The following is a 24,687-nucleotide window of genomic DNA, read 5'->3' on the forward strand; positions in this document are numbered from 1 at the left end:
CTCAGCGTGACGCGGTATCGACGGTGACCGTTGTCGACAGACCCGGCCGCAGCGCGACTTTCTGCGCCTGGTCCGGGTCGATCGTGATCCGGACCGGAACGCGCTGGACGATCTTGGTGAAATTGCCGGTCGCGTTCTGCGGCGGGATCACGCTGAAGATCGCCCCGGTCGCCGGGCCCAGGCTGGTGACGTGGCCTTTGAGCGGCGCATCGGGCGCAATGTCGGTGTAGACCGTCGCAGCCTGGCCGTCGGTCATGTCGCGCAGCTGGTCTTCCTTGAAATTGGCGTCGACCCAAAGGCCGGAGGTCGGAACGATGGTCAGGAGATAGCTGCCCGGCGAGACATAGGTGCCGACCTGCGCAAGCCTGTTGCCGACGACGCCGTCGAGGGGTGAGCGTATCTCAGTGAAGCCGAGATCGAGCTCGGCCGTATCGACGTCGGCCTTGGCCGCCGCGACAGCTGCGGTCGCTTCCGCGATCTGGGTGTTGAGCACGTCGAGCTGCTGTCTGGCGGCGGCAAGCCCGGCGCGCGAGGCGGCAACGGTAGCCTTGGCCTGACCGTCGGCGGCGAGGCTTCTCTGCGCATCCTGCTGCGTTCCGGCCCGGGTGCTGGCCAGCACTTCATAGCGCTTGGCATCCTGGGCGGTGAAAGTCGCGGCAGCGCTCTTGGCTTCGAGATCGGCCTCGGCCTGCTCGATCACCGAATTCTGCAACGATATCTGGGCGCGCAGATTGTCGAGGGCCGATTGCTGCTGCTGGACGGACGCCTGAGCATGCTCCAGCGCGGCCTTGAACGGCCGGTCGTCGATGCGGATGATGAGCTGTCCGGCGGCGACGTGCTGGTTGTCCTCGACGAGGATCTGATCGATGTGGCCGGCGACCCGCGGCGCCAGCGGCGTGACGTTGCCGCCGACATAGGCATCGTCGGTCGAGACGAGGAAGCGGCCGCCCTGCTACCACTCGACGCCATACCATCCGGCGGCACCGACGACGATCACGGCTGCCAGCGTCAGCCACGGCTTGCGGCGCTTTTTGGGGGGTGCGGGGATTTGCACGACCGGGGGCTGCGCCGGCTGCAGCTCGGCGGCGGAAAGAACCTTGTTCATTGGCGCGCCTCATCCGACCTGTGCTCAATCACCGTATTCTCTATAAGCGGAAGGCCTGAGCCCGCGCTGCTGAAGCGATAGCGCTGCCGCATACGGTCGGTGGCGGTCGGTCCCGTCGCCAGGATGAAGCCCTCGCTGTCGAGTTCACTGCCGGTTTGGCGGTCGACCAGAACCGGCTCGGCCCAGCGTCCATCCGCCCTGTCCACCATAACCAGGCTCGGGCCTTCGGGGGCCAGATGCTTGTTGCCCCAGGCGAGCAGGGAGAGGAGAACCGGGCGAAAATCGCGCGCCTTGGCGGTCAGCACATATTCATGGCGAAGCGGCCGTTCGCAGTAGACGCGCTTTTCGAACAGGCCGCGCTCGACAAGGCTGTTCAGCCGCCGCGTCAGAATGTTGGGCGCAATGTCCAGGCTCTTTTGAAACTGGTCGAAGCGCGTCAGGCCCTGGAACGCGTCCCTTAGCAGCAGGATGCTCCACCACTCACCAACAGCATCGAGGCTGCGCGCGATGGGGCATGGGCGGTTTTCGAAGCTTGTCTTTGCAACCATGACAGCGGTCTCTTTCATAATGAAAGTTACAGATAGCGGTGTGAGTTGCATTATGCAATTCACTCGGACGTGATCGAGCAGGGACACGAGCGCGTGGCGGCTCAAGGTCGGCAAGCAATGCCGGCGACGTGGCGTCAGAAGGGCTTTGTCAGATGCTCGCTTGCATGGCGAAGTACGGACTCCGAAAGCCGCCTGCCTCACCCATGATTGATCCACTGAGAGATTGGGAAACGCAGCCAAAGCCTCTATATCGGTAGCCATGGATGCATCGAACGAACACGCGCTAAACGACGAGCTTCTCCAAGATATCCAGCGTCTGTCCTTCGAGTATTTTCTCAACGAGGCCAACCCTGCCAACGGCCTGGTCGCCGACCGCAACACGCAGGCGTCGCCTGCCAGCATAGCCGCCGTCGGCCTCGCTTTGTCGTCCTATCCCGTCGGTGTCGAACGCGGTTTCATGACACGCGCGGCCGCAATCGAGCGCACGCTCGCCACGCTCCGTTTCTTCTGGAACGCTCCGCATGGGCCAGAGCCCGATGCCACCGGCTACAAGGGTTTCTACTATCATTTCCTCGACATGCAGACCGGCCGCCGCGTCTGGAAGTGCGAGCTGTCCACAGTCGATACCGCGCTCCTGCTTGCCGGCGTTCTGTCCGCCGGCGCCTATTTTGACCAGGACGATGGATCCGAGCTGGAAATCCGTCAGATCGCCGATGCGCTCTACCGCCGCGCCGACTGGCGCTGGGCGCAGAATGGCGGCCCCACCGTTACCCATGGCTGGCGGCCTGAAAAAGGCTTCCTGCGCTATCGCTGGGAAGGATTTGACGAAGCGCTGATCCTGTACGTGCTGGGTTTGGGCTCGCCAACCCATCCGCTGCCGCTCGAGAGCTACGCGGCCTGGCTGTCCAGCTACAAGTGGAAGACAATCTACGGCCGCGAACTGGTCTATGCCGGCCCGCTTTTCATCCACCAGTTCTCGCATATCTGGATCGATTTTCGCGGCATCCGCGATGCCTTCATGCGCGATCACGACAGCGACTATTTCCAGAACAGCCGCCAGGCGACCTACCTGCAGCGCGACTATGCCATCCGCAATCCGAAGGGACTGAACGGCTATGGCGAGAATTGCTGGGGCGTCACCGCCAGCGACGGTCCGGCCCCGACCAAGCGCGAAATGAGGCTCGATGGCCGCCGCTTCTTCGGCTATCTCGCGCGCGGCGCGCCTTTCGGCCCCGATGACGGCACGCTGTCGCCATGGGCGGCGATTACCTCCCTGCCCTTTGCGCCGGAAATCGTGCTGCCGGCGCTGCGCCATTTTCACGAGATGGACCTGCACGTGGGCAATCCTTACGGCTTCGTCGCAAGCTTCAATCCGACGATCGCCGCAGCCGACGGCCGCGCCTGTGGCTGGGTATCGCCGGACCACGTCGGCATCAATCAGGGGCCGATCGCCCTGATGATCGAGAATTACCGGTCGGACTTCCTGTGGCGGCTGATGCGCGGCGTGTCGGCCGTCACAACAGGTCTGCGCCGAGCCGGTTTTTCCGGCGGTTGGCTGTGACGGGCGGCGATCCATCACGCATGGCCGTCAACGAAAAAGGGCGGCGCAAGCGCCGCCCCTTGGGAAGATGATTGATCCTTGGGAGGATAAGGCTCAGGCCGCCTGGGCTTCACCGGCAATCGCGTCGGCCTGACGCGCAGCCTTGAGCACCCGGGCCCACCAGGCAACATCGTTGACCAGCGCGGCGGCAGCCTGGTTCAGATGCTCGATCTCCTCAAGCTTCTTTTCGCCCTGGCGTACCGCCAGGAAATCGCCCCAGGCGATGTGGACGGCGGACTTGACCGGCGCCATCTGCAGCTCAACGGCGGCAAGGCGCAGGTGCTCGACAGCACGCGAGCCGCCGACGCTGCCATAGCCGACGAAGCCGGCCGGCTTCTTGTTCCATTCATTGGCGGCATAGTCGATGGCGTTCTTCAGCACTGCGGTCGGGCCGTGATTGTATTCGGCGGCGGTGAAGATGAAGCCGTCGAACTCGGCGACCTTCTTCTGCCAACGCTGCGCAACTTCGTTCTGCGACGGTGCCCAAGCGGACGAGGCAACTTCATCGAAGAAGGGCAGCGGCCAGTCGCGCAGATCAACGATCTCGACATCGATGTCGGCATGCGATTTTGCGATCTTAGCGATCCACTGGGCGGGCACATCGGCGAAACGCGCGGCGCGTGTCGAACCGACGACGATGGCGATTTTGGGCTTGGACATGGGGCTCTCCATATATGTAAAAGCTGGTATCGTTTGGATACCGGCGCTATATGAGATACTGTCAAACCACTGCGCAAGGAGGCACCGTTTTGTTACTGAGGCACCCGCACAACACCGAAGACTGCCGCGCCGTCTCGGAAATCCTGCAGCGCGTCGGCGACAAATGGACCGTCCTGGTCGTCGGCAAGCTCGGCGGCGGGCCGCTGCGTTTCAATGAATTGCGCGCCGCCGTCGGCGGCATTTCGCAGAAGATGCTGACCACCACTTTACGCGGCCTGGAGCGCGACGGTTTCGTCACCCGAACCGTGTTCCCGACCATCCCGCCACGCGTCGATTACGAGCTGACCGAGCTAGGCCATGAGCTGCTGGTCCCGGTCGGCGCGCTGGGAGAATGGGCGCGTAAAAATACCGTGCGCGTCCAGGCAGCGCGCGAAAAATTCGACGGCGTGCACGCCTGAAACCCTTGCAGCGCAAGGACTTCGTCCTCGAAGACACGCAGTTCAGATTTGGCTGGGTCCGCCTGGCATCCTCGGCCGCGCCGTCGCGATCCAGCTGCCGCATGTCGTTCGCCGGCGCACCATCATTTTGAGGCGAATAAGCGTCCTCGCTGAGAGGCCTTCAGGCCTTTGACGCAGGGTTGCTGCAACACATCGTGCTGCACGTATCGGCCCTTGCAGTTCGCTGTTTGTCGACTGTCCGGTCGTGCTTGCAGGCGACGCTCGGAAGTTCTTTGCTGATCTCGGTATAGGCGGTGGTGCCAAGCAGACAGATCACCGCGACAAGGGCCGCCACGAGCCAGCCGTTCAGCATGTGTTGACGCATTGTCTTCCCTCCGCCATCCGCAAAATCGGAGACGAAGGCAACCATTGGATGTCGCGCAGCGCATCGCCCGCGTGGGGGATGTTACATAAGCGCGTCAGCTTTCCGCTGGAATCGGCTTCGGCTTGCCGTCGCTATCCAGCGCCACCATGACAAAATCGGCATGGGTGACCTTCTCCATCAGATCGGAGAGGTAGCGTTGTGCCCAGGCTTCGACCTTGAGCGTCATCGACGTGCGGCCGACGCGCTCGACATGGGTGTAGATGCACAGCGTGTCGCCGATCTTCATCGCCTTGGCGAAGGACATCTCCTTGACCGCCGCCGTCACCACGCGGCCCTTGGCGCGCTCGGCGGCGCGGATGCCGCAGGCAAGGTCCATTTGCGCCATCACCCAGCCGCCAAAGATGTCGCCGGCCGCATTGGCATCGGCCGGCATGGCCAGCGTGCGCAAGGTCAGATCGCCGATCGGCTGTCCGTCCGCGTAATGCACCATGCGCCAAATCCCCTGAAACGATTGCCCTCGATCCCGTACCGTCACGGCGCCGGGAGGTCAACGCGATGTGCGAGGCTGGTGGCGCAATGTCGTTTCCCTGCTGGCATTTCCGAACCAGGCGTCTCGCGGTCGCATTTTTCACAACGCATGCCGGAAGGTGCGGCGACTTGGCGAAGCCGTCGCGTCTAGGCTGCGCCCAGTTTTGCGGAGCCGCCAACACCAATCATGCAGACCTATGACTTCATCATCGTCGGCTCCGGCTCGGCCGGCTCGGTTCTCGCCGACAAACTGTCGGCTTCCGGCCGCTACTCCGTGCTGGTGCTGGAAGCTGGCGGCACCGACCGCCGTTTTTACGTCCAGATGCCGCTCGGCTATGGCAAGACCTTCTTCGACCCGGCGGTCAACTGGAACTACAAGCCCGAACCGGATCCCGGTCTCGGCGGCAATGTCGACCATTGGCCGCGCGGCAAGCTGCTCGGCGGCTCGAGCTCGATCAACGCCATGGTCTGGATCAGGGGCGCGCGCGAGGATTTTGACGACTGGCGCGATGCCGGCAATCCCGGCTGGGGCTATGACGATCTGCTGCCGGGCTTCAAGGCGCTCGAGGACAATGAGGCCGGCGCCGATGTCTGGCGCGGCACCGGCGGGCCGCTGCACATCACCGACACCACGAACGCCGTGCATCCGCTGACCAAACGCTACCTTGCTGCCGGCCAGCAGGCGGGCCTGCCGCTCAATCCCGACTTCAATGGCGCTGCCCAGGAAGGCGTCGGCGTCTACCAGATCTCGACCAAAAATGGCCGCCGCATGTCGGCGGCGCGCGCCTTCCTGCGCCCGGCGATGAAACGCGGCAATGTGCGCGTCGAGACGAATGCGCTGGCAAGCAAAATTCTGTTCGAAGGCAAGCGCGCCGTCGGCATCGAGTACCAGCAGAACGGCGAGACCAAGACCGCCCGCGCCGGTCGCGAGGTCATCCTCTCCGCCGGCTCGATCAACTCGCCACAGCTGCTGCAGTTGTCCGGCGTCGGCCCCGCCGCTTTGCTCGGCGGCCTCGGCATTCCGGTCGTGCATGCCAACGAGAATGTCGGCGCGCATCTGCAGGACCATGTCGGCATAAACTACACCTTCAAGGGCAAGGTGCCGACGCTGAACCAGATCCTGCGCCCCTGGTGGGGCAAACTGCTGGTCGGCATGCAATACATCCTCACCCGCTCCGGCCCGCTGTCGCTGTCGATGAACCATGGCGGCGGTTTCTTCCGCACCGACCCGGCCTTCTCGCGCCCCAACATGCAGCTTTATTTCCAGGCCTTCTCGACCGTCATTCCGAAAAGCGGCGAGCGGCCTATCCTGACGCCGGACCCATGGCCGGGTTTCTCCATCGGCCTGTCCAATTGCCGCCCGTCGAGCCGCGGCGAGATCATGATCCGCTCCAGCAATCCGCTGGACTATCCCAAGATCGTCGCCAACGCCTACTCCACCAATGCCGATGTCGACGAGATGCTGGCGGCGGTGAAATTCGTGCGCAAGATCGCCTCGATGCCGGCCATGGCCGAGATCATCGCCGAGGAGGTTTTGCCGGGGCCATCGATCCAGTCAGATGCCGACCTGATCACGGATTTCAGGAAGCGCTCGGGCACCGTCTATCACCCGGTCTCGACCTGCCGCATGGGCCCCGATGCCGGGCAGGCGGTCGTCGATCCGCGCCTGAAGGTGCACGGGCTCGACGGCCTGCGCGTCATCGACGCCTCGATCTTTCCCGCCAACATCACCGGCAACACCAACGCCGCCTCTATCATGACCGGATGGAAGGGCGCCGAACTGGTTCTGGAGGACCAAAAATGAAGATCACCGACGTCAAGACCTGGGTTGTCGGCAATCCGCCGCCAGGCATCGGCGGCAAGTATTTCATCTTCGTCAAGCTGACCACTGATGGCGGTGTCGTCGGCTACGGCGAGGCCTACAACGCCACCTTCTCGGCCCACACGACCGCGAAAATGGTCGAGGACATGGCCGAGCGCTATCTCGTCGGGCGCGACCCGCACGACATCGAGAGCTTTTTCCGCCGCGCCTATTCCTCCGGCTTCACCCAGCGCCCGGATGTTTCCGGCATGGGCTGTTTTTCCGCACTCGAAATGGCCTGTTGGGACATCATCGGCAAGGAAGCCAACAAGCCGGTCTACAAATTGCTCGGCGGCCAGGTGCACGAGACGCTGCGCTCCTACACCTATCTCTATCCGCACACCGGCAGTGTCCATTCCGAGGACGCGCCGGACGGCAGGAATGTCTACAACGATCCCGAATTGGCGGCAGCCTGCGCGCTCGAATATGTCGAGCAGGGTTTCAATGCCGTGAAGCTCGACCCGGCGGGGCCTTACACCGCTTTCGACGGCCACCAGCCGCGCCTCATCGACATCGATGTCTCCACCCGCATGATCAAGGCGATCCGCGAGGCCGTCGGCACCCGCGCCGATATTCTGTTCGGCACGCATGGCCAGTTCACGGCATCGGGCGCGCTGCGCATGGCGCGCGCCATCGAACCTTACGATCCGCTGTGGTTCGAAGAGCCGGTGCCGCCCGATATGCCCGAAGTGATGGCGCAGGTTGCCCGCGGCACGTCGATCCCGATCGCCACCGGCGAAAGGCTGACGACGAAATTCGAATTCGCCCGCGTCATCGAGAACCGCGCCGCGACCATCCTGCAGCCGGACCTCGGCCGTTCCGGCGGCATTCTCGAAACCAAGAAGATCGCCGCCATGGCCGAGGCCTACCACATCCAGGTCGCGCCGCACTGCTATTGCGGGCCGATCGTCGGCGCCGCCAACATCCAGCTGGCGGTGACGCTGCCCAACTTCCTGATCCTGGAATCGCTGAAGCAGTGGGACGGTTTCCACGCCACGCTGTTGAAGAAGAAGATCGAATGGCAGGACGGCAATGTCATCCCCTCGAAAGAGCCGGGCCTCGGCGTCGAGCTCAACGAAGCGGTCTGTGACGCGCATCCGTACACCGGCAAGGATTTGCATTTGCAGATGATGCAGATGCCGCTGATGCCGTGAGAGAGCCCTACGCATTCATCGGCCTTGGCCATCTCGGCGGCAACCTTGCCGCCAGCCTGCTGCGCAACGGCTTTGCTGTCACCGTCTTCGACCGTGACCCCACAGCCGTCGAGCGGTTGGTTGCGCTCGGCGCGACAGCAGCAGCTAGCCCTGCCGAAGCGGCGGCGCAGGCCGGCAACGCCATCACTTGTCTGCCCTCGCCCAAGGTCAGCGAAGCTGTGCTGACTGGTGCCGACGGCCTGCTCGAAGGCCTGCCCAAGGGTGGCACCTGGATCGAGATGTCGACCAACGGCCGCGATGAGATTCTGCGCCTCGCAGCCCTCGCCTCGTCCAAGGGCGTCGAGACGCTGGAGTGCCCGGTCACCGGCGGCGTGCACCTCGCAGCGGTCGGCAAGATCACCGCGCTGGTCGGCGGCGATGCTGCCCTCTACGAGCGACATCGGCCGGCCATCGAAGCGATGTGCGCAAAGTCGTTTCTGATGGGACCGATCGGCTCGGCGGCGGTGATCAAGGTCATCACCAACATGCTGGCCTTCATCCATCTCGTCGCCGCCGGCGAAGCGCTGATGCTGGCCAAACAGGGCGGGCTGGATCTCGCCCAGTCCTACCACGCCATCGTCGCGTCCTCGGGCAACAGCTTCGTCCATGAGACCGAAAGTCAGCTCATCCTCAACGGCTCCTACGACATCGGCTTCACCATGGACCTGGCGCTGAAGGACCTCGGCTTCGCGCTCGCCATGGGCAGGGAATTCAGACTGCCACTCCAACTGGCGCCGCTTGTGAATGAGATTTTCCTGATGGGCAAACAGGAATATGGCGGCAACGCCTGGTCGACCCAAATCGTCAAATTGCTTGAGGATGCCGTCGATACCGACCTGCGCGCGCCTGGGTTTCCGGCAAAACTGGAAATCTAAGCCGGGTAATTTGTCCTGCGATTTCAGGCCATTGGCCGTATTGCCGGAATCACCGTCAAAACCACTTGAATCAATCCCTCCACGTCTTGATTCAATATCTCAGCGTCAGCGCGCCCGGCAGAATCTCGAAGGTCGCGGGAATCCGGCCCGGCGACTCGCCATCTATGTCGACAAGCGCGCCATTTTTCTCGATATCGCCGAGCGGTTCGACAACCACTTTCCTACCCCGCAATATGGTGATGGCCGGATGGTTGCGGTGGCGGCCGCCATAGAGCAGGCGGATGTCCCAGATCAGCTTCAGCTTGCCGGCCGCCCGCAGGACGACGATGTCGAACTGGCCGTCGTCCAACTCGGCATCGGGCGCAATCATCATGCCGCCGCCGAAGAATTTGCCGTTGGCCACCGCCACCAGCGCCATGCGCGCCTCGACCGGCGCGCCGTCGTCGACGGTGATCCGCACGTCCTGGAAACGGTAGCGGATGAACTCGACCACGGTGCGCCACAGGAACAGCGCCCTAGTCGACATCTTGCCCTTGCGCTTGTCGGCATTGACCGCGCGGTCGGTGGCGCCCGACAGGCCGAGGCTGGCGATGTTGATGAAGTGGCGGCTGGCCAGCGCGCCATGATCGTCGATGTAGCAGATGCGCCCGGCGTCGACCTTGCGCGCCTTGGCTTCGGCGATCCGTTTCAGCACTGCGTCCACCTCTTTCGGCAGGCCGAGCCCGCGGGCGAAGTCGATCCCTGTGCCGCAAGGCAGCAACCCAAGCTCGGTTGTCCGGCCGCTCTCATCGAATGCCTGCAGCAACCCATCCGCCACCTCACTGGCGGTGCCGTCGCCGCCAGCCGCGATCACCAGATCGAAGCCGCTGGCCGCGAGGTCGAGCGCCAACCTTTCGGCATCGCCCTCGGCCTGCGTCTCGCGCAGTTCGAAATCGCCGAAATGCGTTTTCAGCGAAGCAGCAACCTCCGGCCAATGCCGCTTGAGCCGGCCGCCACCGGCAATCGGATTGAGCACCATCCCGACTTTCACTGCACCCTCCCCGCACCGCGCCGATAGGCTCGATGCTTTGCCGGCATTGAAACCCGCGCGCGCCGATGGAGCAAGGGGTACAACCCGCTGGGCGTCAAAAAGCGGGCAGGCTGTCTAAGGCAGCCGACGCCGAGATTCCGAGGTTTGCGGCAAACCGTCCCCGATAATCCCGTTATCCACAGGCTCGCGCCCATTCCCCAAAACCCTTACCCGGCGTAAGTTTAACCCATCTCAGGCGGCTACCGATCGCCACGCCGAAAGGCAAAGCGAAAAGGCGGATTTCCTGAGGCCCGTACGGCCCGAAGCGAGAGCAGGCTTGCCTGTTCGAGGGACGGATGCCGAGACCTACGGGGCCGCGGAAAGCGTGCGAACGCCAACGGCGGACCGATGCTGCCATGAAGGACGGCAAAAACCTTCGATGGCACGCTGAGCAAAGCTCGCAAGAGTGGAGAACGGCGTGGCCTGGAACGGGCATCGCCCTCGGGTGGTGACTGGCAGGGCCGTCAAAATCAAGGCCGGCATGGCGCGACATCTCTAGGGAAGTTGCTGCCCGACCGTGTCCTGATCTGACAGGGAGGCGCTGGGAGAAATCCCGGCGCCGACTGTCTTTTGGGGCCCGACACACCTTCCAGCTGGGGCTGCAACCCGGTTGCAGGTGGGGCTGCAACCTGCGGTAAAATCGGCTAACGTCCAGTGTCGTTTGAAGGGGGATACTTCATGACGCTGATCCGGAAGCCGGCCGCCACCTGCATTCCGCACCGACGCTGCTGTCCTGCCACGGCCTGACCGGCCATGCTCCTGCTCCGCTGGCTGAAGCGCATCGTCAAGACCCTCCTCTGGCTGGTCGTCATCGTCGTGTTGGTCCCGATCGCCGGCCTCGCCTACGGTTTCCTGACCACGTCGTCGCCGGAACCGCTAACCGGTGTTGCCGGCAGCGCTCCGCCCAAGGCGCTGGCCGACAAAGTCCGCGCCGAGATTGCGGGCTACCAGCGTCCGCAAGCATCAACCTTTCTCGCCTATCCCGAATGGGCGACCGTCCATGCCGCGCGCGACTATGCCGGCTTTGTCGCCAAGGATCAGCCGAGCAGCTTCCCATACTGGTCCTATATCGGCAGCTTCTGGCAGGACTACGCCGCGATCCTGCGCGCCAGCCCCATTGAGAAATTCAACTATGACGACCAGCAGATGCCGGTCGTCATCGGCACCGGCTACACGCTCGGCTACATACTGCAGTGGGCCTATGAGAACACGGTCGGCCGCGTCACCGAGGCCACCGCCGGCAAGCGCACAGCCACCGATCTCTACCAGGCCAAGGCGGCGGCCGACTATGCCGGCTTCCTCGGTCGGTCGTCATGGTACCAATTCCCGTATGCCGAAAAGCGCGCCGAACTGTTTGCCGTGCAGCCCGCACCCGGCGATGGGGCGGTGCGCAGCGGGGAGCGCAAGCTCGCCTTCGGCTTCGCCGATACGGTCAAGCAGGGCTCCGCCTGGCTGGTCGGCGCACTCAGCGTGCCCTCCGACCCCACCTCGCTCGACATCCATGTCTGGGCCAAGGGTCCGGTCGGCGAAGCGACGCGCGAGGAAGCCGACACTTTGCTGGAACGCGATTTCGGCGCCGATGGCACCATCTTTATCACCAGGCACGGTCAGCCGTTCACCGACATGATCCCCCGGCTGATCGACAGAGGCGTGTCCTTTGTCGAGATCGGCGGCAATGACGAAATCATGATCACCATGCTGTCGGCGGCCGAGCTTGGGCCGCCCGGAGGCGCCCGCGCGCTGTTCAGCCAGCCGATCCCGGTCGATCCGGCCAACCGCCGCACCGGGCTGATCGTCGCCGTGCGCAAGCTGCACCTTGTGCTGCCGGCTCTGACCAAGGCCGGCGCCAGGCTGGAACATGTCTACGACTACTGAAGCCGCGACGGCCGTACTGCGACGAGGCCGGCCTCCACGCGGCCTACTTCTTTGGCCCGATGCCCGGGATCAAATTGAGACCAGCGTTTATATATTCCGGCCGGATGGCGCCGCTGATGAGCGTGAAGGTGGCGAGCATGATACTGGCCAGCGCCCCGTCATGCCATGGCCTGAAGGCCAGCGCGTCGACGGCATAAGCCCAGAACGGGAAAGCGAGCATCGACATGACGATGTTGGCGCCGGGAGCCTCCGCATTGTCGGCGGCATCGCTCACCGATTTCAGGTACACTGGGGTCATTGCCAGCGCGACGAACAACACGGCCCATGAAATGGTCCAGACGCTGATGCCGGCCATTTTTTCGAGATCGATTGCCTCCCGCACCTTACCGGAAATGGCTTCATCATTCGATGCCGCCGCCATTGCCTTGGCGACGGGCTTCTCGACCGCATTGGCGAGGATGGAGTTGACGAAGATGAAGAAGGCCACGATTTCGGCCGGTACATATTTCGCTACCCGGTCAAGATAACCATCGCCGTCTTTCGAGTCCGTTTCGCCCTGACCGTTCTGCCCGCCTTCGTCGTCTGCAACGCCCTCAAGATTGCCTTTCGACACCACCGCCGACCGGACAATTCTTCCCATGGCAAACCCCTCCGATGTTGTTGTATCACCCCATCAGTATTGTAATAGAAAACCGCACCAGGAAACAGTTGTTGCTGTCATAGAAGGCAATATTTATTTTGCCCTTCTTTCGCAAACGCACCATGGTCGCCGCCCTATCTGCTCCCGGGCATCTCGAAATCCACCTAATAGTGAGCCGTGCCCGAAACCGCATCGCCTGGCTCATTGCGCGATCGTGGCCAAAATCCCGCCTTGTTCGCGCGCGATGGAAAGGGGGGCTGCCGGGGGGCAATCCGAGGACAAGACCGTGATCAAGACCGCCCTTGTCGCCATGACCATCGTCGGTTGCGACTGCGACGCCAAGCTTTGCGAATATATCGGCGAGACGCCGGCGAAGTGGGCAACCATCGCCGACTGCGAAGCGGCGATGAAAAGCCAGATGCTGCACCAGAAGAATTTCAACTATCCGCTGGTCTCCGGCATCTGCCGCACCAAGGGGTCGGCATCCTCTTCGCAACTGGCGGCGACCGCATCCGGCCCGGAACTGAAGCCGGCCAGCCGGAGTGTTCAATCCGAAAGCCCATTGCCGCCGGAACTGAGCCGTCGGCCGAGCGTGCCCGTCGGCTCGCCGACGACGGCCATGGAAGCAGCAGCGGCCCGGCCCGTCGCCTACGAACAAGTGGTCGATGGCGGAACCGGCGTGCTCTACCGCACCAGGAACGGCTATGCCGTGGTCAAGACCGATCTCGGCCGTGCCGCTTCGGCAACGGTCGGCATGGCGAAGCGGTCGGCGAACTGGCTGGCAGGGCTGGTGCCAAGCGGGTTGTGAACGGCGCGCCGTTCGGGCCGTACCACGATGTCCCACTGCCGTTGAAAACTCCAGATAGGTGCCTGATGGTGTCAGGCATCGACACGGAGGAGCGCCAACTATGGCTTCGACTGCTGATGTGCTTCAGCCTGGCTGAACCTCGCCATCCGTTGCGCCGATCTTGCGCACCAGCGCCGCCGTCGCCAGGATCGAGCCCATATCGGCGATCATCGGCGCAATATGGCTGGTGTAGTCGAGCGGCACGGAAATGGCGGGCAGCTCGAAAAAGTTCTTCGGCTGCGGCAAAAGCAGGAACCCGTCGCTGCCGTTGAGTGCCACCCGCGCCGGATCGTCGCGCCATGTCTCATGCAGCCATTTCAGCGCCTGCGCCAGCCGGCCGGTCACCAGCGGCTGGGCGGCGGCGACATTGTCGGTGCGGAATTCATAGTCGCCATCGAGCAGTGGATCACCGCTCGACAGTTCCTGCATCTTGCCGGCGAAGATACCGCGGAAGAAGCCGACGACCGCATTGCTGCGCCGCGTCGCCACCAATGTGCCGGGGAATGGCGCGATCGTCTCGAAGGCAACGATGACGCCCTTGAAGACCGTCGACGAGCCTTTGCCGGTGCCCTGGCGCAACTCTGCCTCGTAAAGCTCGAACGGAAACTCCTCGTAGCGGCCTGACACGATGTCGTCGAAGCTCTGCCGGTTGAAGGCGCCGACCACGGCCCGCGGCAGCCGGTCGAAGGAATTCGGCGTCACGCTGTGCTGATAGCGCACATCCCTGATGAAGCCGAAAATGATCGGCAGCAGCGTGTCGCGGAACGATTGCTGCAGCCGCGTCGCCGGTCTCATCGCCAGGAAATAGAGCAGCAGCGCCGCGAAGAAACCAACGACATAGAGGAACACATGCGGTGTCGAGAACCACTGCTCGTTCAGGTCGGCGACCTTGTTGAACAGCCAGGCGACCAGCGCAACAAAGACCAGCAGCAGCCCAAGAAACACCGGCACCCGCCAGCGCACCTGGCGATAGGCCGAGGCGCGTCCGGCCTCATAGGCTTCGATGTTCTTCCTGATGCCGGCGATAACCGTTTCATCAGGCATGAAATCCGCTGTTTCCATCGCCCCCTCGCAAGCTTGATTGCGTCTATGATAGCCGCTTTTTCGGAAAATCGTCAGGCGCCGAAAATCGCCTTCAGCCGCGCCTCGACCTTGCCCTTTATCAGGCCGGTGAGCGTCTCGACCGGGACCAACCGCTCATGCCCGCCGGCGCGCAGCCGCATGAAGGGGTGCATCCGGTAGCCGGCGATGGCGCCGCGCTTGCCGAGATCGGCGCTGACATCGACGACGAAAATGCTGCCGATGCGGCCAGGCCATGGCTGGCGCGCTAAGGCGGTACCGAGGAAGTCGCCGAGCCCGTAGGCGACAAGCGTCTTGCCGACCCACTGCACCGGCTGCACGACATGGGCGTGGTGGCCGGCAATCAGCCCGACGCCATGCGAGGCAAGCTGCCTTGCCAACGCCTGCGTCTGGGGCTGTGGGAAATGCCGGAACTCCCAGTCCCAATGTGGAACGGCACAGCGCAGATCAATCCTCTTGTCCGTCGCGTCTTTTGCCCATGCCGCCGGGTCGCTCTGCATCGACACCCGCTCGGTGAACGGCGCAGCGTCGGCATTGCGCCACAGCGTGAATGCCGCAAAGCCGATCGTCAGCGGCCCGGCCTTGACCTGCTCTACAGGTCCTTTTTTCGCGGTGCCGATGGTGCGGATGCCGAGCCGTTCCAGCGCCGCAACGGTCTCGTCGAAACCGGCGATACCCTGGTCGAGCACATGGTTGTTGGCCAGCGAAAGCACCAGTTTTTCGCGCGCGATACCGAGGGCGGCCAGCGCCTTGGCGAGGAACTGTTCGCTCATCGCATGGTGCGTGCCGAGCCGAGTGCCGAGTGCCACGCTCGGCCGCTCTACGACCGGACTTTCGCAATTGCCGATCACCAGATCGGCTGAGCCCAGCAGCTTTGCGATCATTGGATCGCACTCCGGCGCACTGCTGTTGGCCACCGCCGAAATGTCGCCGACGAAGGCCAGCCGCACCTTCCGCCCCGGCGGCGGGTCGATGATGGTTGTCGCCGCGATCGGCGCGAAGTCCCTGACGTCGCCGCCCAGCGAAGGCTTCAGGAAGCGCGGCAGCCATGACAGTTTATAGGAAAGCGGATAGTTCGACACGCGACGCCCAATCGTTTGCTCTGTGTAGACGGTCTGCCCGGGAAGTGTCGACCGTCAGCCAATTGAAACAATGCCGTTCAGAGCCGGCAGACGCGGCGCACCGAATGCGTGTATGGTCCGCGCAATGGCATAGTGGAGGAATGAGATGACACGTGTAGCAACCCTGTTGGCGTCCGCCCTCCTTCTTTTGCTGCCCTTGTCTTCGGCATCCGCCGCCGCGCCCGAAGCGGCCTCGGCCCTGTTCGAGGCCAAAACCGTGGCTGACCGCAACACCGCGCTCGCCACGCTCGAAGCCGCAGCATCAAGCGATCCGGCGTCGGCCTATGCCGCCGGCGCAGGCGAATTCTTCACCGCGCTGGAAATCCTCGCCGGCGGCCTGCACCGCCACGGCTTCGACAGCCCGCAATCCTTCATGCTGCCGCTGATGCGGCTTCCGGTTCCAGACAATCCCAATCCCGAACCGCTGACCTATGAGCAGTTCCGCGCCATTCTGGTCGCCTTCCGCGACCGGCTGGAGAAATCCGCCGCCAGGCTGGGCTCGGTGCCGGCCGACGCCGATATCGGCATGGTCATCGACCTCACCCATATCGGCATCGACCTCAATGAGGACGGCACCATCGCGCCCGACGAAAGCATGGCCGCCATCATGGCGTCGCTGGCGCGCGGCGGCATCGCCCCGGACGATACCGCGCCATCGCTGGCCTTCCGCTTCGACCGCGCCGACGGTTACTGGCTGCAGGGCTACGCCGAATTCCTCATGGCTCAAGCCGATTTCTGGCTGGCGCATGATTTCAGGAACATGTTCGACGGCTCGTTCCACATGCTGTTCCCGCACGCCGAACTACCACTGCAGGACATTCTCGTGCCGCTGGACGGCGGCACCAGCGGCGGCATGCTGGCCTCCGAATGGCGCATTGCCGACTTCATATCGCTGGTGCATCTCGTCAACTGGCCGGTGGTCGAGCCGGAACGCCGGCAGGCGGCGCGCCGCCACCTTCTGGAAATGATCCGGCTGTCGCGCGAGGACTGGAAGGCGATCCGCACTGAGACCGACAATGACCGCGAATGGCTGCCTGGCCCGCAGCAGAAGGGCGCCAACCCACTGACCGGGCTCGAGGTCGGCGAGGAGCAGGTGCAGGCCTGGCTCGCCGCCTTGACCATGGCCGAGGATCTGCTCGAAGGCCGCGTGCTGCTGCCGCATTTCCGCATCGCCGACAAGGGCATCAACATGAAGCGCTTCTTCGAGGAGCCGAAAAATTTCGACCTGGTGCTGTCGATCACCGGCCCGGCCATCGCGCCCTATCTCGAGAGCGGCAAGATCCTGACCAGCGACGAGTTCGACCAGATCCAGCGCCAGTTCGGCGGCGCCGGGTTTTTGACCTTCGCGCTGTGGTTCAACTGAGGACAATCGCCAGGCACTCGCGCCACAGCTCCTGACACCCTTGTGTCAGCAGCCTCGGTTCGCCCAATGCCCCGCGCCACTGCACCCTTTCCATTTTGGCGGACTCTGCCCATATTTGGGGCATGGCCAAACTCCCCGATAGAAAGACGCCCTCGACGGTGGGTGATAACAGCGCTTCGCCGCCCAAGCGGCGCAGCCCGCTGACCGATTTCCTCGATGCCTCGGAGCCCCTGCACAAGGGCGGCTTCGCCGAGGCGCCGCAGGCCGACTTCACCGGCACGCCGCTGACCGGGTCGATTGCGGACTGGGCCGAGCAGATCGAGCAGGAGGCCGAGAAGGAAGGGCGGCTCTCCGGCAAGGATGGCGGCGGCAAATCGCCAAAGGCCGCGAAGAAGATTCCGGAGCGTTCCGCCGCGCCCGGCCGCAGTTCGCGCGGCACCTCGATGGGCGGCGCGGCCACGGCCCGCGAACGCACGGCAGCCGGCCTCAATCCGGTCGCCGGTCTCGACATCTCGTTGGAAGACGCGGAGACGATGGCCTCCGGCAGCGTCACCGCGACGGTCGCGGCACTGTCGGCGCTGATCGAATCCGGCAATCCGCTGCACAAGGATGGTGTCCTGTGGACACCGCACCGCCCTGCCCGCCCGGAAAAATCCGAAGGCGGCATCGCCATCAAGATGGTGTCGGATTTCGAGCCGGCCGGCGACCAGCCGACCGCCATCAAGGATCTGGTCGAAGGCATCGAAAACAATGACCGCACCCAGGTGCTGCTCGGCGTCACCGGTTCGGGAAAAACCTTCACCATGGCCAAGGTGATCGAGGAGACGCAGCGCCCTGCCTTGATCCTGGCGCCCAACAAGACGCTGGCCGCGCAGCTCTATTCCGAATTCAAGAAATTCTTCCCGGACAATGCGGTCGAGTATTTCGTCTCCTACTACGACTATTACCAGCCGGAAGCCTACGTTCCGCGCACCGACACCTTCATCGAGAAGGAATCCTCGATCAACGAGCAGATCGACCGCATGCGCCATTCGGCGACGCGCTCCCTGCTCGAGCGCGACGACGTCATCATCGTCGCCTCGGTGTCCTGCATCTACGGTATCGGCTCGGTCGAGACCTATACGGCGATGACCTTCCAGATGCAGATCGGCGACCGGCTCGACCAGCGCGCTTTGCTCGCCGACCTCGTCGCCCAGCAATACAAGCGCCAGGACATCAATTTCGTCCGCGGCTCGTTCCGCGTCCGCGGCGACACGATCGAAATCTTCCCGGCCCACCTTGAGGACCGTGCATGGCGCATCTCGATGTTCGGCGACGAGATAGAGGCGATCACCGAATTCGATCCGCTGACCGGCCAGAAGACCGGCGAGCTCAAAAGCGTCAAGATCTACGCCAACTCGCACTATGTGACGCCGCGCCCGACCTTGAATCAAGCTATCAAGTCGATCAAGGAAGAACTCAAGCAGCGCCTGCAAGAGCTTGAAAAGGCTGGACGCCTGCTGGAGGCGCAGCGACTGGAGCAGCGCACCCGCTTCGACCTGGAAATGCTGGAAGCGACCGGCTCCTGCGCCGGCATCGAGAACTACTCGCGCTATCTCACCGGGCGCCAGCCGGGCGATCCGCCGCCGACTTTGTTCGAATATATCCCTGATAACGCGCTGGTTTTCGTCGACGAAAGCCACGTCACCGTGCCGCAGATCGGCGGCATGTATCGCGGCGACTTTCGCCGCAAGGCGACCCTGGCCGAGTATGGCTTCCGCCTGCCGTCCTGCATGGACAACCGTCCGCTGCGTTTCGAGGAATGGGACGCCATGCGCCCGCTCTCGGTCGCGGTTTCGGCGACGCCCGGCGGCTGGGAAATGGAACAGGCCGGCGGCGTCTTCGCCGAGCAGGTCATCCGCCCGACCGGCCTGATCGACCCGCCGGTTGAGGTGCGTCCGGCCAAGAGCCAGGTCGACGACGTCGTCGGCGAAATCCGCGACACCACGGCCGCCGGCTACCGCACGCTGGTGACGGTGCTGACCAAGCGCATGGCCGAAGACCTGACCGAATATCTGCATGAGCAAGGCATTCGCGTCCGCTACATGCATTCCGACATCGACACGTTGGAGCGCATCGAGATCCTGCGCGACCTACGCCTCGGCGCCTTCGACGTGCTGGTCGGCATCAACCTGCTGCGCGAAGGCCTCGACATTCCCGAATGCGGTTTCGTCGCCATCCTCGATGCCGACAAGGAAGGCTTCCTGCGTTCCGAAACGTCGCTGATCCAGACCATCGGCCGCGCCGCTCGCAACGTCGACGGCAAGGTCATCCTCTATGCCGACCAGATCACCGGCTCGATGGAGCGGGCGATGGCCGAGACCAACCGCCGCCGCGAAAAGCAGATGGAGTGGAACGCGGCCAACGGCATCACCCCGGAATCGGTCAAGTCGCGCATCTCCGACATTCTGGATTCGGTCTACGAGAAGGACCATGTCCGCGCCGACATCTCGCAGTTCACCGACGGCGCCGGCGCGATGATGGGCAACAATCTCAAGGCCCATCTCGACGCCATGGAAAAACAGATGCGCGACGCCGCAGCCAATCTCGACTTCGAAAAGGCCGCCCGCATCCGCGACGAGATCAAGCGGCTGCGCGAGATGGAACTGTCGATCTCGGAAGACCCGCTGGCCAAATATGCCGACATGGAAAGCCCGGTCTCCGGTCGCGAGAAGGGCAAGCACAACAAGGGCGTGGCCAAACACCGTACAGCTGAGGAGCAGGAGCGTTTCCGCAAGTTCGACGCGGCACGTGCCGCCGAAGAGGCGGCCAGGGCTGCCCGGTCCAACCTCTTCCGCAAGCCGGCGCTCGACGAGATGGGCGCCGACGGCGCCGTGCCGGTGAAGAAGCCGCTGTTTGCCAAGCCGTCGCTGGACGATATGGGGCCTGGTACCGACATGCCGACGCCGTCAGGCGCGGTGTCCCGTTCGCTGTTCAAGAAACAGTCGGCGCAGGAAGCGCACGGTTCCGACTTCGGCATTCCGGGCGACGCCACCAAGCCGCTGTTCAAGAAGAACTCGCTGGACGAGATGACTGTGCGGCGCACGGAGAAGCCGGTTGAGGGAAGAGTGCCGGCCAAGCCACAGCCGATCTCCCCCCTTGTGGGGGAGATGTCCGGCAGGACAGAGGGGGGCGCGAAGGATCGCAGCGATTCAGCCAAGCCCATCGTTCGCCAGCGCACCGGTATTGGTTCCTACGAAGACCCAGGCGACGCCCGTCGCGAAAAGCGCCGGCCCGGCAAGACGGGCAGGCCGGGGAAGTAGCGCCTTTCCCTTCTCCCCTTGTGGGAGAAGGTGGATCGGCGCGCAGCGCCGAGACGGTTGAGGGGTGTTCCAGCGGAGTGAGGCGTTGGCGTTCCCTGGAACACCCCTCATCCGACCTCGCTTCGCGAGGCCACCTTCTCCACAAGGGGAGAAGGTAAGCGCTTCACCGCCTCCGCAATCCCCCACCCACTTGCCTCCACCACCGCCTTTGGTGTAATCGCTCCCGCACACTCAACGTCTGTCTTGAAAGGAGGGCTGCGTGTTTATCGATCACCATCGTCAGCGTGGCCCGATTTCCGCCCTGCGAGTTCGCTTGCAGGGCTGACCAGGGACATCACGGGTTTTTTCCCGCTTCGATTTTTTGGTCTGCCCTTCGTGGTGCAAAGCTGAGCCTGATGGCCGGAATGCGCACCGTCAAAGTGCATCCGGAGTTGTCTCCGGCAAGACCAGAGAAATCACAATGGCCCTGATCAGCCTCAAATCCCTCGGCGTCACCATGAGTGCGCCGCTGTTTTCCAATCTCGATCTCACCATCGGCACCGGCGACCGGCTCGGCATCGTCGCCGCCAACGGCCGCGGCAAGTCGACCTTGCTCAAATGCCTGACCGGCGGGATGGAGCCGAGTTCCGGCGACATCACCCGCACGCGCGGCCTGCGCGTCGGCCATGTTGAGCAGTCGGTTCCTCCTGCCCTTCTCAGCCGCACCTTCCACCAGGTGGTGGCCGACGCGTTGCCGCCGGAGCAGGCCGACAGCGAGCTGTGGCGGGTCGACGTGGTGCTGGATTCGCTCGACGTGCCGGAGCCGATGCGCGAGCGCCCCATGCAGGCACTGAGCGGCGGCTGGCAAAGGCTGGCGCTGATCGCCCGCGTCTGGGTCACCGACCCGGATGTGCTGCTACTCGACGAGCCGACCAACCATCTCGACCTCGCCAAGATCAGCCAGCTGGAGAGCTGGCTGAACGCGCTGCCGCGCGAGGTGCCGGTGGTGATCGCCAGCCATGACCGCGCCTTTCTCGACGCCACCACTAACCGCACGCTGTTCCTGCGCCCTGAGGAATCGCCGGTGTTTGCGCTGCCCTATTCGCGGGCGAGGCAGGCGCTGGACGAACTGGACGCTTCGACGGCGCGCCGGTTCGAGCGAGACATGAAGGTCGCGCAGCAACTGCGAAAACAGGCCGCCAAGCTCAACAACATCGGCATCAATTCCGGCAGCGACCTTTTGACGGTGAAAACCAAGCAGCTCAGGGAACGGGCGGAGAAGCTGGAAGACGCCGCGGTATCAGCGCATCGCGAGCGCTCGGCCGGCGCGATCCGGCTGGCGAACCGCGGCACCCATGCCAAGGTGCTGATCACGCTTGACGACGCAGCCGTGGAAACACCCGACGGTACGCTGCTGTTCAAGACCGGCAAGCGCCACATCTGCCAGGGCGACCGCATCGTGCTGCTCGGCCGCAATGGCGTCGGTAAGTCGCGTTTCGTCAATCTGATCCGCAATGCCATCACCGAGCCGGACACGGTGCCTGGTGTGAAGGTGACGCCTTCGACGGTGCTCGGCTACAGCGACCAGGCGCTGGCCGGCATCAGCGGCGACGACACGCCGCTGGCCATGGTCTCGCGCCGCTACGATGTCGGCGAGCAGCGCGCCCGCTCGCTGCTCGCCGGCGCCGGCGTGGTCATCGAGATGCAGGAGAAGAAGATCGGCATGCTGTCAGGAGGCCAGAAGGCGCGGCTGATGATGCTGGCGCTCAGGCTCGCCAATCCCAATTTCTACCTGCTTGACGAGCCGACCAACCATCTCGACATCGACGGCCAGGAAGCGCTGGAGGAGGAGTTGCTCAAGCACCAGGCAAGCTGCGTCCTCGCCTCGCACGACCGCTCCTTCATCCGCGCCATCGGCAACCGCTTCTGGCTGATCGACAAGCGGTGGCTGACCGAAGTCGAAGACCCCGAGGAATTCTTCCGCTCGGTGACCGAACCAGGTGGTTGAGGTTTGGCCGACGGGCCGGCCCTCCATCAGGACTGCTCGTCAGGCTTTCGCAAAAGTCGGAAAAGGCGCATTCTGAGGTCTCGCAAACCGAGGGAGGAAACCGATCATGCGTGGCGCGGACGTCGTCAGGAACCTGTATGATGCCTATGCAAAACGTGACATCGAGGGCGCGCTGGTCGACTGCGCCAATGATATCGTCTTCCGCTGGATCGCCGACCCGGCGCAGTCGCGCTACGCTGGAGTGGCCAAGGGCAAGCAGGAGTTCCTTGCTCGGCTTTTGGCGCTGGACGACGATTTCGAATACCGGAGCTTCATCCCGGTCGAGATCATCGAAGAGGGCGACAAGGTTGCGGCGCAGGTCGAGATCCATATGACGCGCCGAACCACCGGCGAGGAGTTTGTCATGCGCACCGCCGATTTCTGGACGCTGCGCGACGGCAAGATTATCGGGATGGTGGAGTATTACGACACCGCTCTGGCCGCAGCGGTCATCTGAGCCGTCTTCGATTGAATCTGGCCTTGCGGCCAATAAATTTCTCCGCGCTCTGTCGGATTGTCGCCGTGTGACGCGTCCTTGGGATGCCGACACGATGATGCCGGCTTCATCTGAGGAGAAAGCATCATGTCCATTCTGTCATCCATAGGCCGCGTCGCCACCCGTTACGCACAGAACCGCGCCCGCCATCGCAGCGAGCGCGAGCTGCTCGCCCTGCCGATCGAACTGCGCAAGGATATCGGCTGGCCTGAAATCGTCATCGACGCGCAAAACGGCCCGCGGATCTGCAGGGCGCCCTGACCATGCGGTTGGGAAGTATCGATGCAGGCCGCCGCGGGGCGACCATTGCTCAGTCATGTGTGTCGCCTGACAGCGGCGTCGCCTGCATCGATGCGCGCTTTTCGAACGCCTCGAACCAGCGCGTCAGCCGCACGCGCGCGCGAAACGACGGCAGCTGGCGGAACGCTATCCAGGACAACGTGGTGGCAAGCGCTATGTGGCCGACATGGTGCGGCGCCTCATCATCCAGCGTGCTGTCGATCCAGTCGTAGCTCGCCTCGATCTTGTCCCGGTATCCCTGGGCGAGCGTAGCGTAGCGCAATTGTTCGGGCCTCCTTTCCGTCTCCCAGCGCAAGCCTATCCCCGTCTGCGCCAAGCCTTGGGCGACCGCCTGCAGCCGCAACGCCTGCCAACGCGCCTCGCCATCCTGCGGCAGCAATTTGCGGCCGTCATGCAGCGTGTCGAGATAGGCGCAGATGACATCGGAATCGAAGAGCGGCGACGCATCCGGCCGCAGCAGCACCGGCACCTTGCCGAGCGGATTTTCGGCGTAGACACGGGCGTTGCGCAAGGTCGGGCTGGTCTCGTGGTGAATGATCTCGAGCCGATCGGCAAGGCCGACCTCATGGGCGAAGACGAGCGCCTTGCGCGCGAAGGGCGAATGGGTCTGGTAGTAGAGGATCATTGTCGTCTCAACGGGTTGAAGAAGCGGTCCCTTTTCTAGCCCGCGGGCCGCGAGGATTGCGCTCTGATTGGGCGCCGCCGGCGCAAGTTTCTTTCACGCCAAAAAATCGCAGCGGCCATGTAGGATTGTCGCCGCCTCGTTCGTCCTATGGTCCGCAAGGCCAGATCACACGCCCAGACCAAACGCAAAGAGGAGCAAGATATGACCGACCAGACCCCCGTTCAGCCGGCCGCGAAAGTTCTCGGTGGATTGACCCCCTATCTGCAACTGGACGGCGCCTTCAAGGCAGCCGAATTCTACAAGAAGGCCTTCGGCGCCGAGCAGGTGTTCTTCTATCCGCCCGACGACCAGGGCCGCACCATGCACATCCATCTCCACATCAACGGCTCGACGCTGATGATCTCCGATTTCTACCCCGAAAACGGCATGCCCGCCGTCAAGCCGCAGGGCTACACCATGCAGCTCCATCTCGGCGCCGACGACATCGACGCCTGGTGGAAACGAGCCGTCGATGCCGGCTGCGAAGTCGCCGTGCCGCTCCAGCTGATGTTCTGGGGCGACCAGTGGGGCAACATGCGCGACCCCTTCGGTGTCGAATGGGCGATGAACGCACCGGCGAAGAAAGGCTGACGCTTCTTACCTCTCCCCCTGTGGGAGAGGTCGGATTGCCCCGAATTGCTCTTCGCAATTCGGCTGGCAATCCGGGTGAGGGGTAACTTGGCGCCAAGCTGGAACACCCCTCAACCGTCTC

24 protein-coding genes are annotated in these 24,687 nt (G+C 63.6%); 14 read left to right on the forward strand and 10 right to left on the reverse strand.

The window, feature by feature from the left end:
• Position 1: 1 nt before the first annotated feature.
• Positions 2-859, reverse strand: coding sequence for an HlyD family secretion protein (locus AC1D1N_RS11660; RefSeq protein ID WP_477348878.1), 858 nt, complete (start codon positions 857-859; stop codon positions 2-4).
• Here AC1D1N_RS11660 and AC1D1N_RS11665 point away from each other — a divergent pair.
• Complete coding sequence (locus AC1D1N_RS11665) at positions 746-1,186, forward strand: hypothetical protein (RefSeq protein ID WP_436261011.1); 441 nt, start codon at positions 746-748, stop codon at positions 1,184-1,186. The genes AC1D1N_RS11660 and AC1D1N_RS11665 overlap by 114 nt on opposite strands.
• On the opposite strand, the gene AC1D1N_RS11670 is transcribed toward AC1D1N_RS11665, so the two are convergent.
• Positions 1,102-1,653, reverse strand: a complete 552-nt coding sequence (locus AC1D1N_RS11670; protein ID WP_436262045.1) for a winged helix-turn-helix transcriptional regulator — start codon at positions 1,651-1,653, stop codon at positions 1,102-1,104. The genes AC1D1N_RS11665 and AC1D1N_RS11670 overlap by 85 nt on opposite strands.
• A 259-nt stretch (positions 1,654-1,912) precedes the next feature.
• Here AC1D1N_RS11670 and AC1D1N_RS11675 point away from each other — a divergent pair, with 259 nt between their 5' ends.
• Positions 1,913-3,214, forward strand: coding sequence for a glucoamylase family protein (locus AC1D1N_RS11675; RefSeq protein ID WP_477348651.1), 1,302 nt, complete (start codon positions 1,913-1,915; stop codon positions 3,212-3,214).
• 93 nt (positions 3,215-3,307) lie between these two features.
• Here the strand turns inward: AC1D1N_RS11675 and AC1D1N_RS11680 are convergent, their stop codons facing one another.
• The gene (locus AC1D1N_RS11680; RefSeq protein ID WP_192257837.1) at positions 3,308-3,913 is read right to left on the reverse strand and encodes an NADPH-dependent FMN reductase; all 606 of its coding nucleotides are present in this window, start codon (positions 3,911-3,913) and stop codon (positions 3,308-3,310) included.
• 89 nt (positions 3,914-4,002) lie between these two features.
• Between AC1D1N_RS11680 and AC1D1N_RS11685 the strand changes: the two genes are divergently transcribed.
• Positions 4,003-4,371, forward strand: coding sequence for a winged helix-turn-helix transcriptional regulator (locus AC1D1N_RS11685; protein ID WP_192257835.1), 369 nt, complete (start codon positions 4,003-4,005; stop codon positions 4,369-4,371).
• A gap of 160 nt (positions 4,372-4,531) precedes the next feature.
• Here AC1D1N_RS11685 and AC1D1N_RS11690 read toward each other — a convergent pair whose 3' ends face one another.
• Complete coding sequence (locus AC1D1N_RS11690; RefSeq protein WP_436261013.1) at positions 4,532-4,780, reverse strand: hypothetical protein; 249 nt, start codon at positions 4,778-4,780, stop codon at positions 4,532-4,534.
• A 49-nt stretch (positions 4,781-4,829) separates the two neighbouring features.
• Positions 4,830-5,225 carry an acyl-CoA thioesterase gene (locus AC1D1N_RS11695; RefSeq protein WP_112561014.1) on the reverse strand — a complete coding sequence of 132 codons (396 nt, stop codon included), beginning with the start codon at positions 5,223-5,225 and terminating at the stop codon, positions 4,830-4,832.
• 225 nt (positions 5,226-5,450) lie between these two features.
• Between AC1D1N_RS11695 and AC1D1N_RS11700 the strand changes: the two genes are divergently transcribed.
• Genes AC1D1N_RS11700 through AC1D1N_RS11710 form a run of 3 tightly spaced genes read left to right on the forward strand, consistent with a single transcriptional unit; the run spans position 5,451 to position 9,192 of the window.
• On the forward strand, positions 5,451-7,067 hold the full coding sequence (locus AC1D1N_RS11700) for a GMC family oxidoreductase (RefSeq protein ID WP_477348654.1): 1,617 nt from the start codon (positions 5,451-5,453) through the stop codon (positions 7,065-7,067).
• Positions 7,064-8,278 (forward strand): mandelate racemase/muconate lactonizing enzyme family protein, encoded by a 1,215-nt coding sequence (locus AC1D1N_RS11705; RefSeq protein ID WP_477348656.1) that lies wholly within the window; start codon positions 7,064-7,066, stop codon positions 8,276-8,278. The genes AC1D1N_RS11700 and AC1D1N_RS11705 overlap by 4 nt, the downstream gene beginning before the upstream one ends.
• The gene (locus AC1D1N_RS11710) at positions 8,275-9,192 is read left to right on the forward strand and encodes an NAD(P)-dependent oxidoreductase (protein WP_477348658.1); all 918 of its coding nucleotides are present in this window, start codon (positions 8,275-8,277) and stop codon (positions 9,190-9,192) included. The genes AC1D1N_RS11705 and AC1D1N_RS11710 overlap by 4 nt, the downstream gene beginning before the upstream one ends.
• Before the next feature lie 91 nt (positions 9,193-9,283).
• Here the strand turns inward: AC1D1N_RS11710 and AC1D1N_RS11715 are convergent, their stop codons facing one another.
• Positions 9,284-10,222 (reverse strand): diacylglycerol/lipid kinase family protein, encoded by a 939-nt coding sequence (locus AC1D1N_RS11715; protein WP_477348660.1) that lies wholly within the window; start codon positions 10,220-10,222, stop codon positions 9,284-9,286.
• 792 nt (positions 10,223-11,014) lie between these two features.
• Between AC1D1N_RS11715 and AC1D1N_RS11720 the strand changes: the two genes are divergently transcribed.
• Positions 11,015-12,136, forward strand: a complete 1,122-nt coding sequence (locus tag AC1D1N_RS11720) for a hypothetical protein (RefSeq protein WP_477348662.1) — start codon at positions 11,015-11,017, stop codon at positions 12,134-12,136.
• A gap of 43 nt (positions 12,137-12,179) precedes the next feature.
• Here AC1D1N_RS11720 and AC1D1N_RS11725 read toward each other — a convergent pair whose 3' ends face one another.
• Positions 12,180-12,776, reverse strand: coding sequence for a hypothetical protein (locus AC1D1N_RS11725; protein ID WP_436261018.1), 597 nt, complete (start codon positions 12,774-12,776; stop codon positions 12,180-12,182).
• Positions 12,777-13,062: 286 nt separating this feature from the next.
• Here AC1D1N_RS11725 and AC1D1N_RS11730 point away from each other — a divergent pair, with 286 nt between their 5' ends.
• Complete coding sequence (locus AC1D1N_RS11730; RefSeq protein WP_436261019.1) at positions 13,063-13,584, forward strand: hypothetical protein; 522 nt, start codon at positions 13,063-13,065, stop codon at positions 13,582-13,584.
• A gap of 123 nt (positions 13,585-13,707) precedes the next feature.
• Here AC1D1N_RS11730 and AC1D1N_RS11735 read toward each other — a convergent pair whose 3' ends face one another.
• Both AC1D1N_RS11735 and AC1D1N_RS11740 read right to left on the reverse strand, forming a co-directional pair.
• On the reverse strand, positions 13,708-14,685 hold the full coding sequence (locus tag AC1D1N_RS11735; protein WP_112561022.1) for a DUF3137 domain-containing protein: 978 nt from the start codon (positions 14,683-14,685) through the stop codon (positions 13,708-13,710).
• Between the two features lie 53 nt (positions 14,686-14,738).
• On the reverse strand, positions 14,739-15,785 hold the full coding sequence (locus tag AC1D1N_RS11740) for a CapA family protein (protein WP_477348665.1): 1,047 nt from the start codon (positions 15,783-15,785) through the stop codon (positions 14,739-14,741).
• A 145-nt stretch (positions 15,786-15,930) separates the two neighbouring features.
• On the opposite strand from AC1D1N_RS11740, the gene AC1D1N_RS11745 reads away from it, so the two are divergent.
• From AC1D1N_RS11745 to AC1D1N_RS11765, 5 genes are all read left to right on the forward strand, one after another.
• The gene (locus tag AC1D1N_RS11745) at positions 15,931-17,187 is read left to right on the forward strand and encodes a hypothetical protein (protein ID WP_477348667.1); all 1,257 of its coding nucleotides are present in this window, start codon (positions 15,931-15,933) and stop codon (positions 17,185-17,187) included.
• A gap of 122 nt (positions 17,188-17,309) precedes the next feature.
• Complete coding sequence (gene uvrB / locus AC1D1N_RS11750; RefSeq protein ID WP_477348668.1) at positions 17,310-20,489, forward strand: excinuclease ABC subunit UvrB; 3,180 nt, start codon at positions 17,310-17,312, stop codon at positions 20,487-20,489.
• 460 nt (positions 20,490-20,949) lie between these two features.
• Positions 20,950-22,476: an ABC-F family ATP-binding cassette domain-containing protein gene (locus tag AC1D1N_RS11755; RefSeq protein ID WP_477348670.1), complete on the forward strand. Its 1,527-nt coding sequence runs from the start codon at positions 20,950-20,952 to the stop codon at positions 22,474-22,476.
• Positions 22,477-22,582: 106 nt separating this feature from the next.
• Positions 22,583-22,972: a nuclear transport factor 2 family protein gene (locus AC1D1N_RS11760; RefSeq protein ID WP_112561029.1), complete on the forward strand. Its 390-nt coding sequence runs from the start codon at positions 22,583-22,585 to the stop codon at positions 22,970-22,972.
• Between the two features lie 126 nt (positions 22,973-23,098).
• Entirely contained in the window at positions 23,099-23,272 is a 174-nt protein-coding gene (locus AC1D1N_RS11765) for a hypothetical protein (RefSeq protein ID WP_185970417.1), read from the forward strand.
• Between the two features lie 49 nt (positions 23,273-23,321).
• On the opposite strand, the gene AC1D1N_RS11770 is transcribed toward AC1D1N_RS11765, so the two are convergent.
• Positions 23,322-23,936, reverse strand: a complete 615-nt coding sequence (locus tag AC1D1N_RS11770; RefSeq protein ID WP_436261026.1) for a glutathione S-transferase — start codon at positions 23,934-23,936, stop codon at positions 23,322-23,324.
• Between the two features lie 201 nt (positions 23,937-24,137).
• On the opposite strand from AC1D1N_RS11770, the gene AC1D1N_RS11775 reads away from it, so the two are divergent.
• Positions 24,138-24,566, forward strand: coding sequence for a VOC family protein (locus tag AC1D1N_RS11775; protein WP_112561031.1), 429 nt, complete (start codon positions 24,138-24,140; stop codon positions 24,564-24,566).
• Positions 24,567-24,687 lie beyond the last annotated feature (121 nt).

It is taken from the genome of Mesorhizobium sp. P2_B5 (assembly GCF_056404775.1).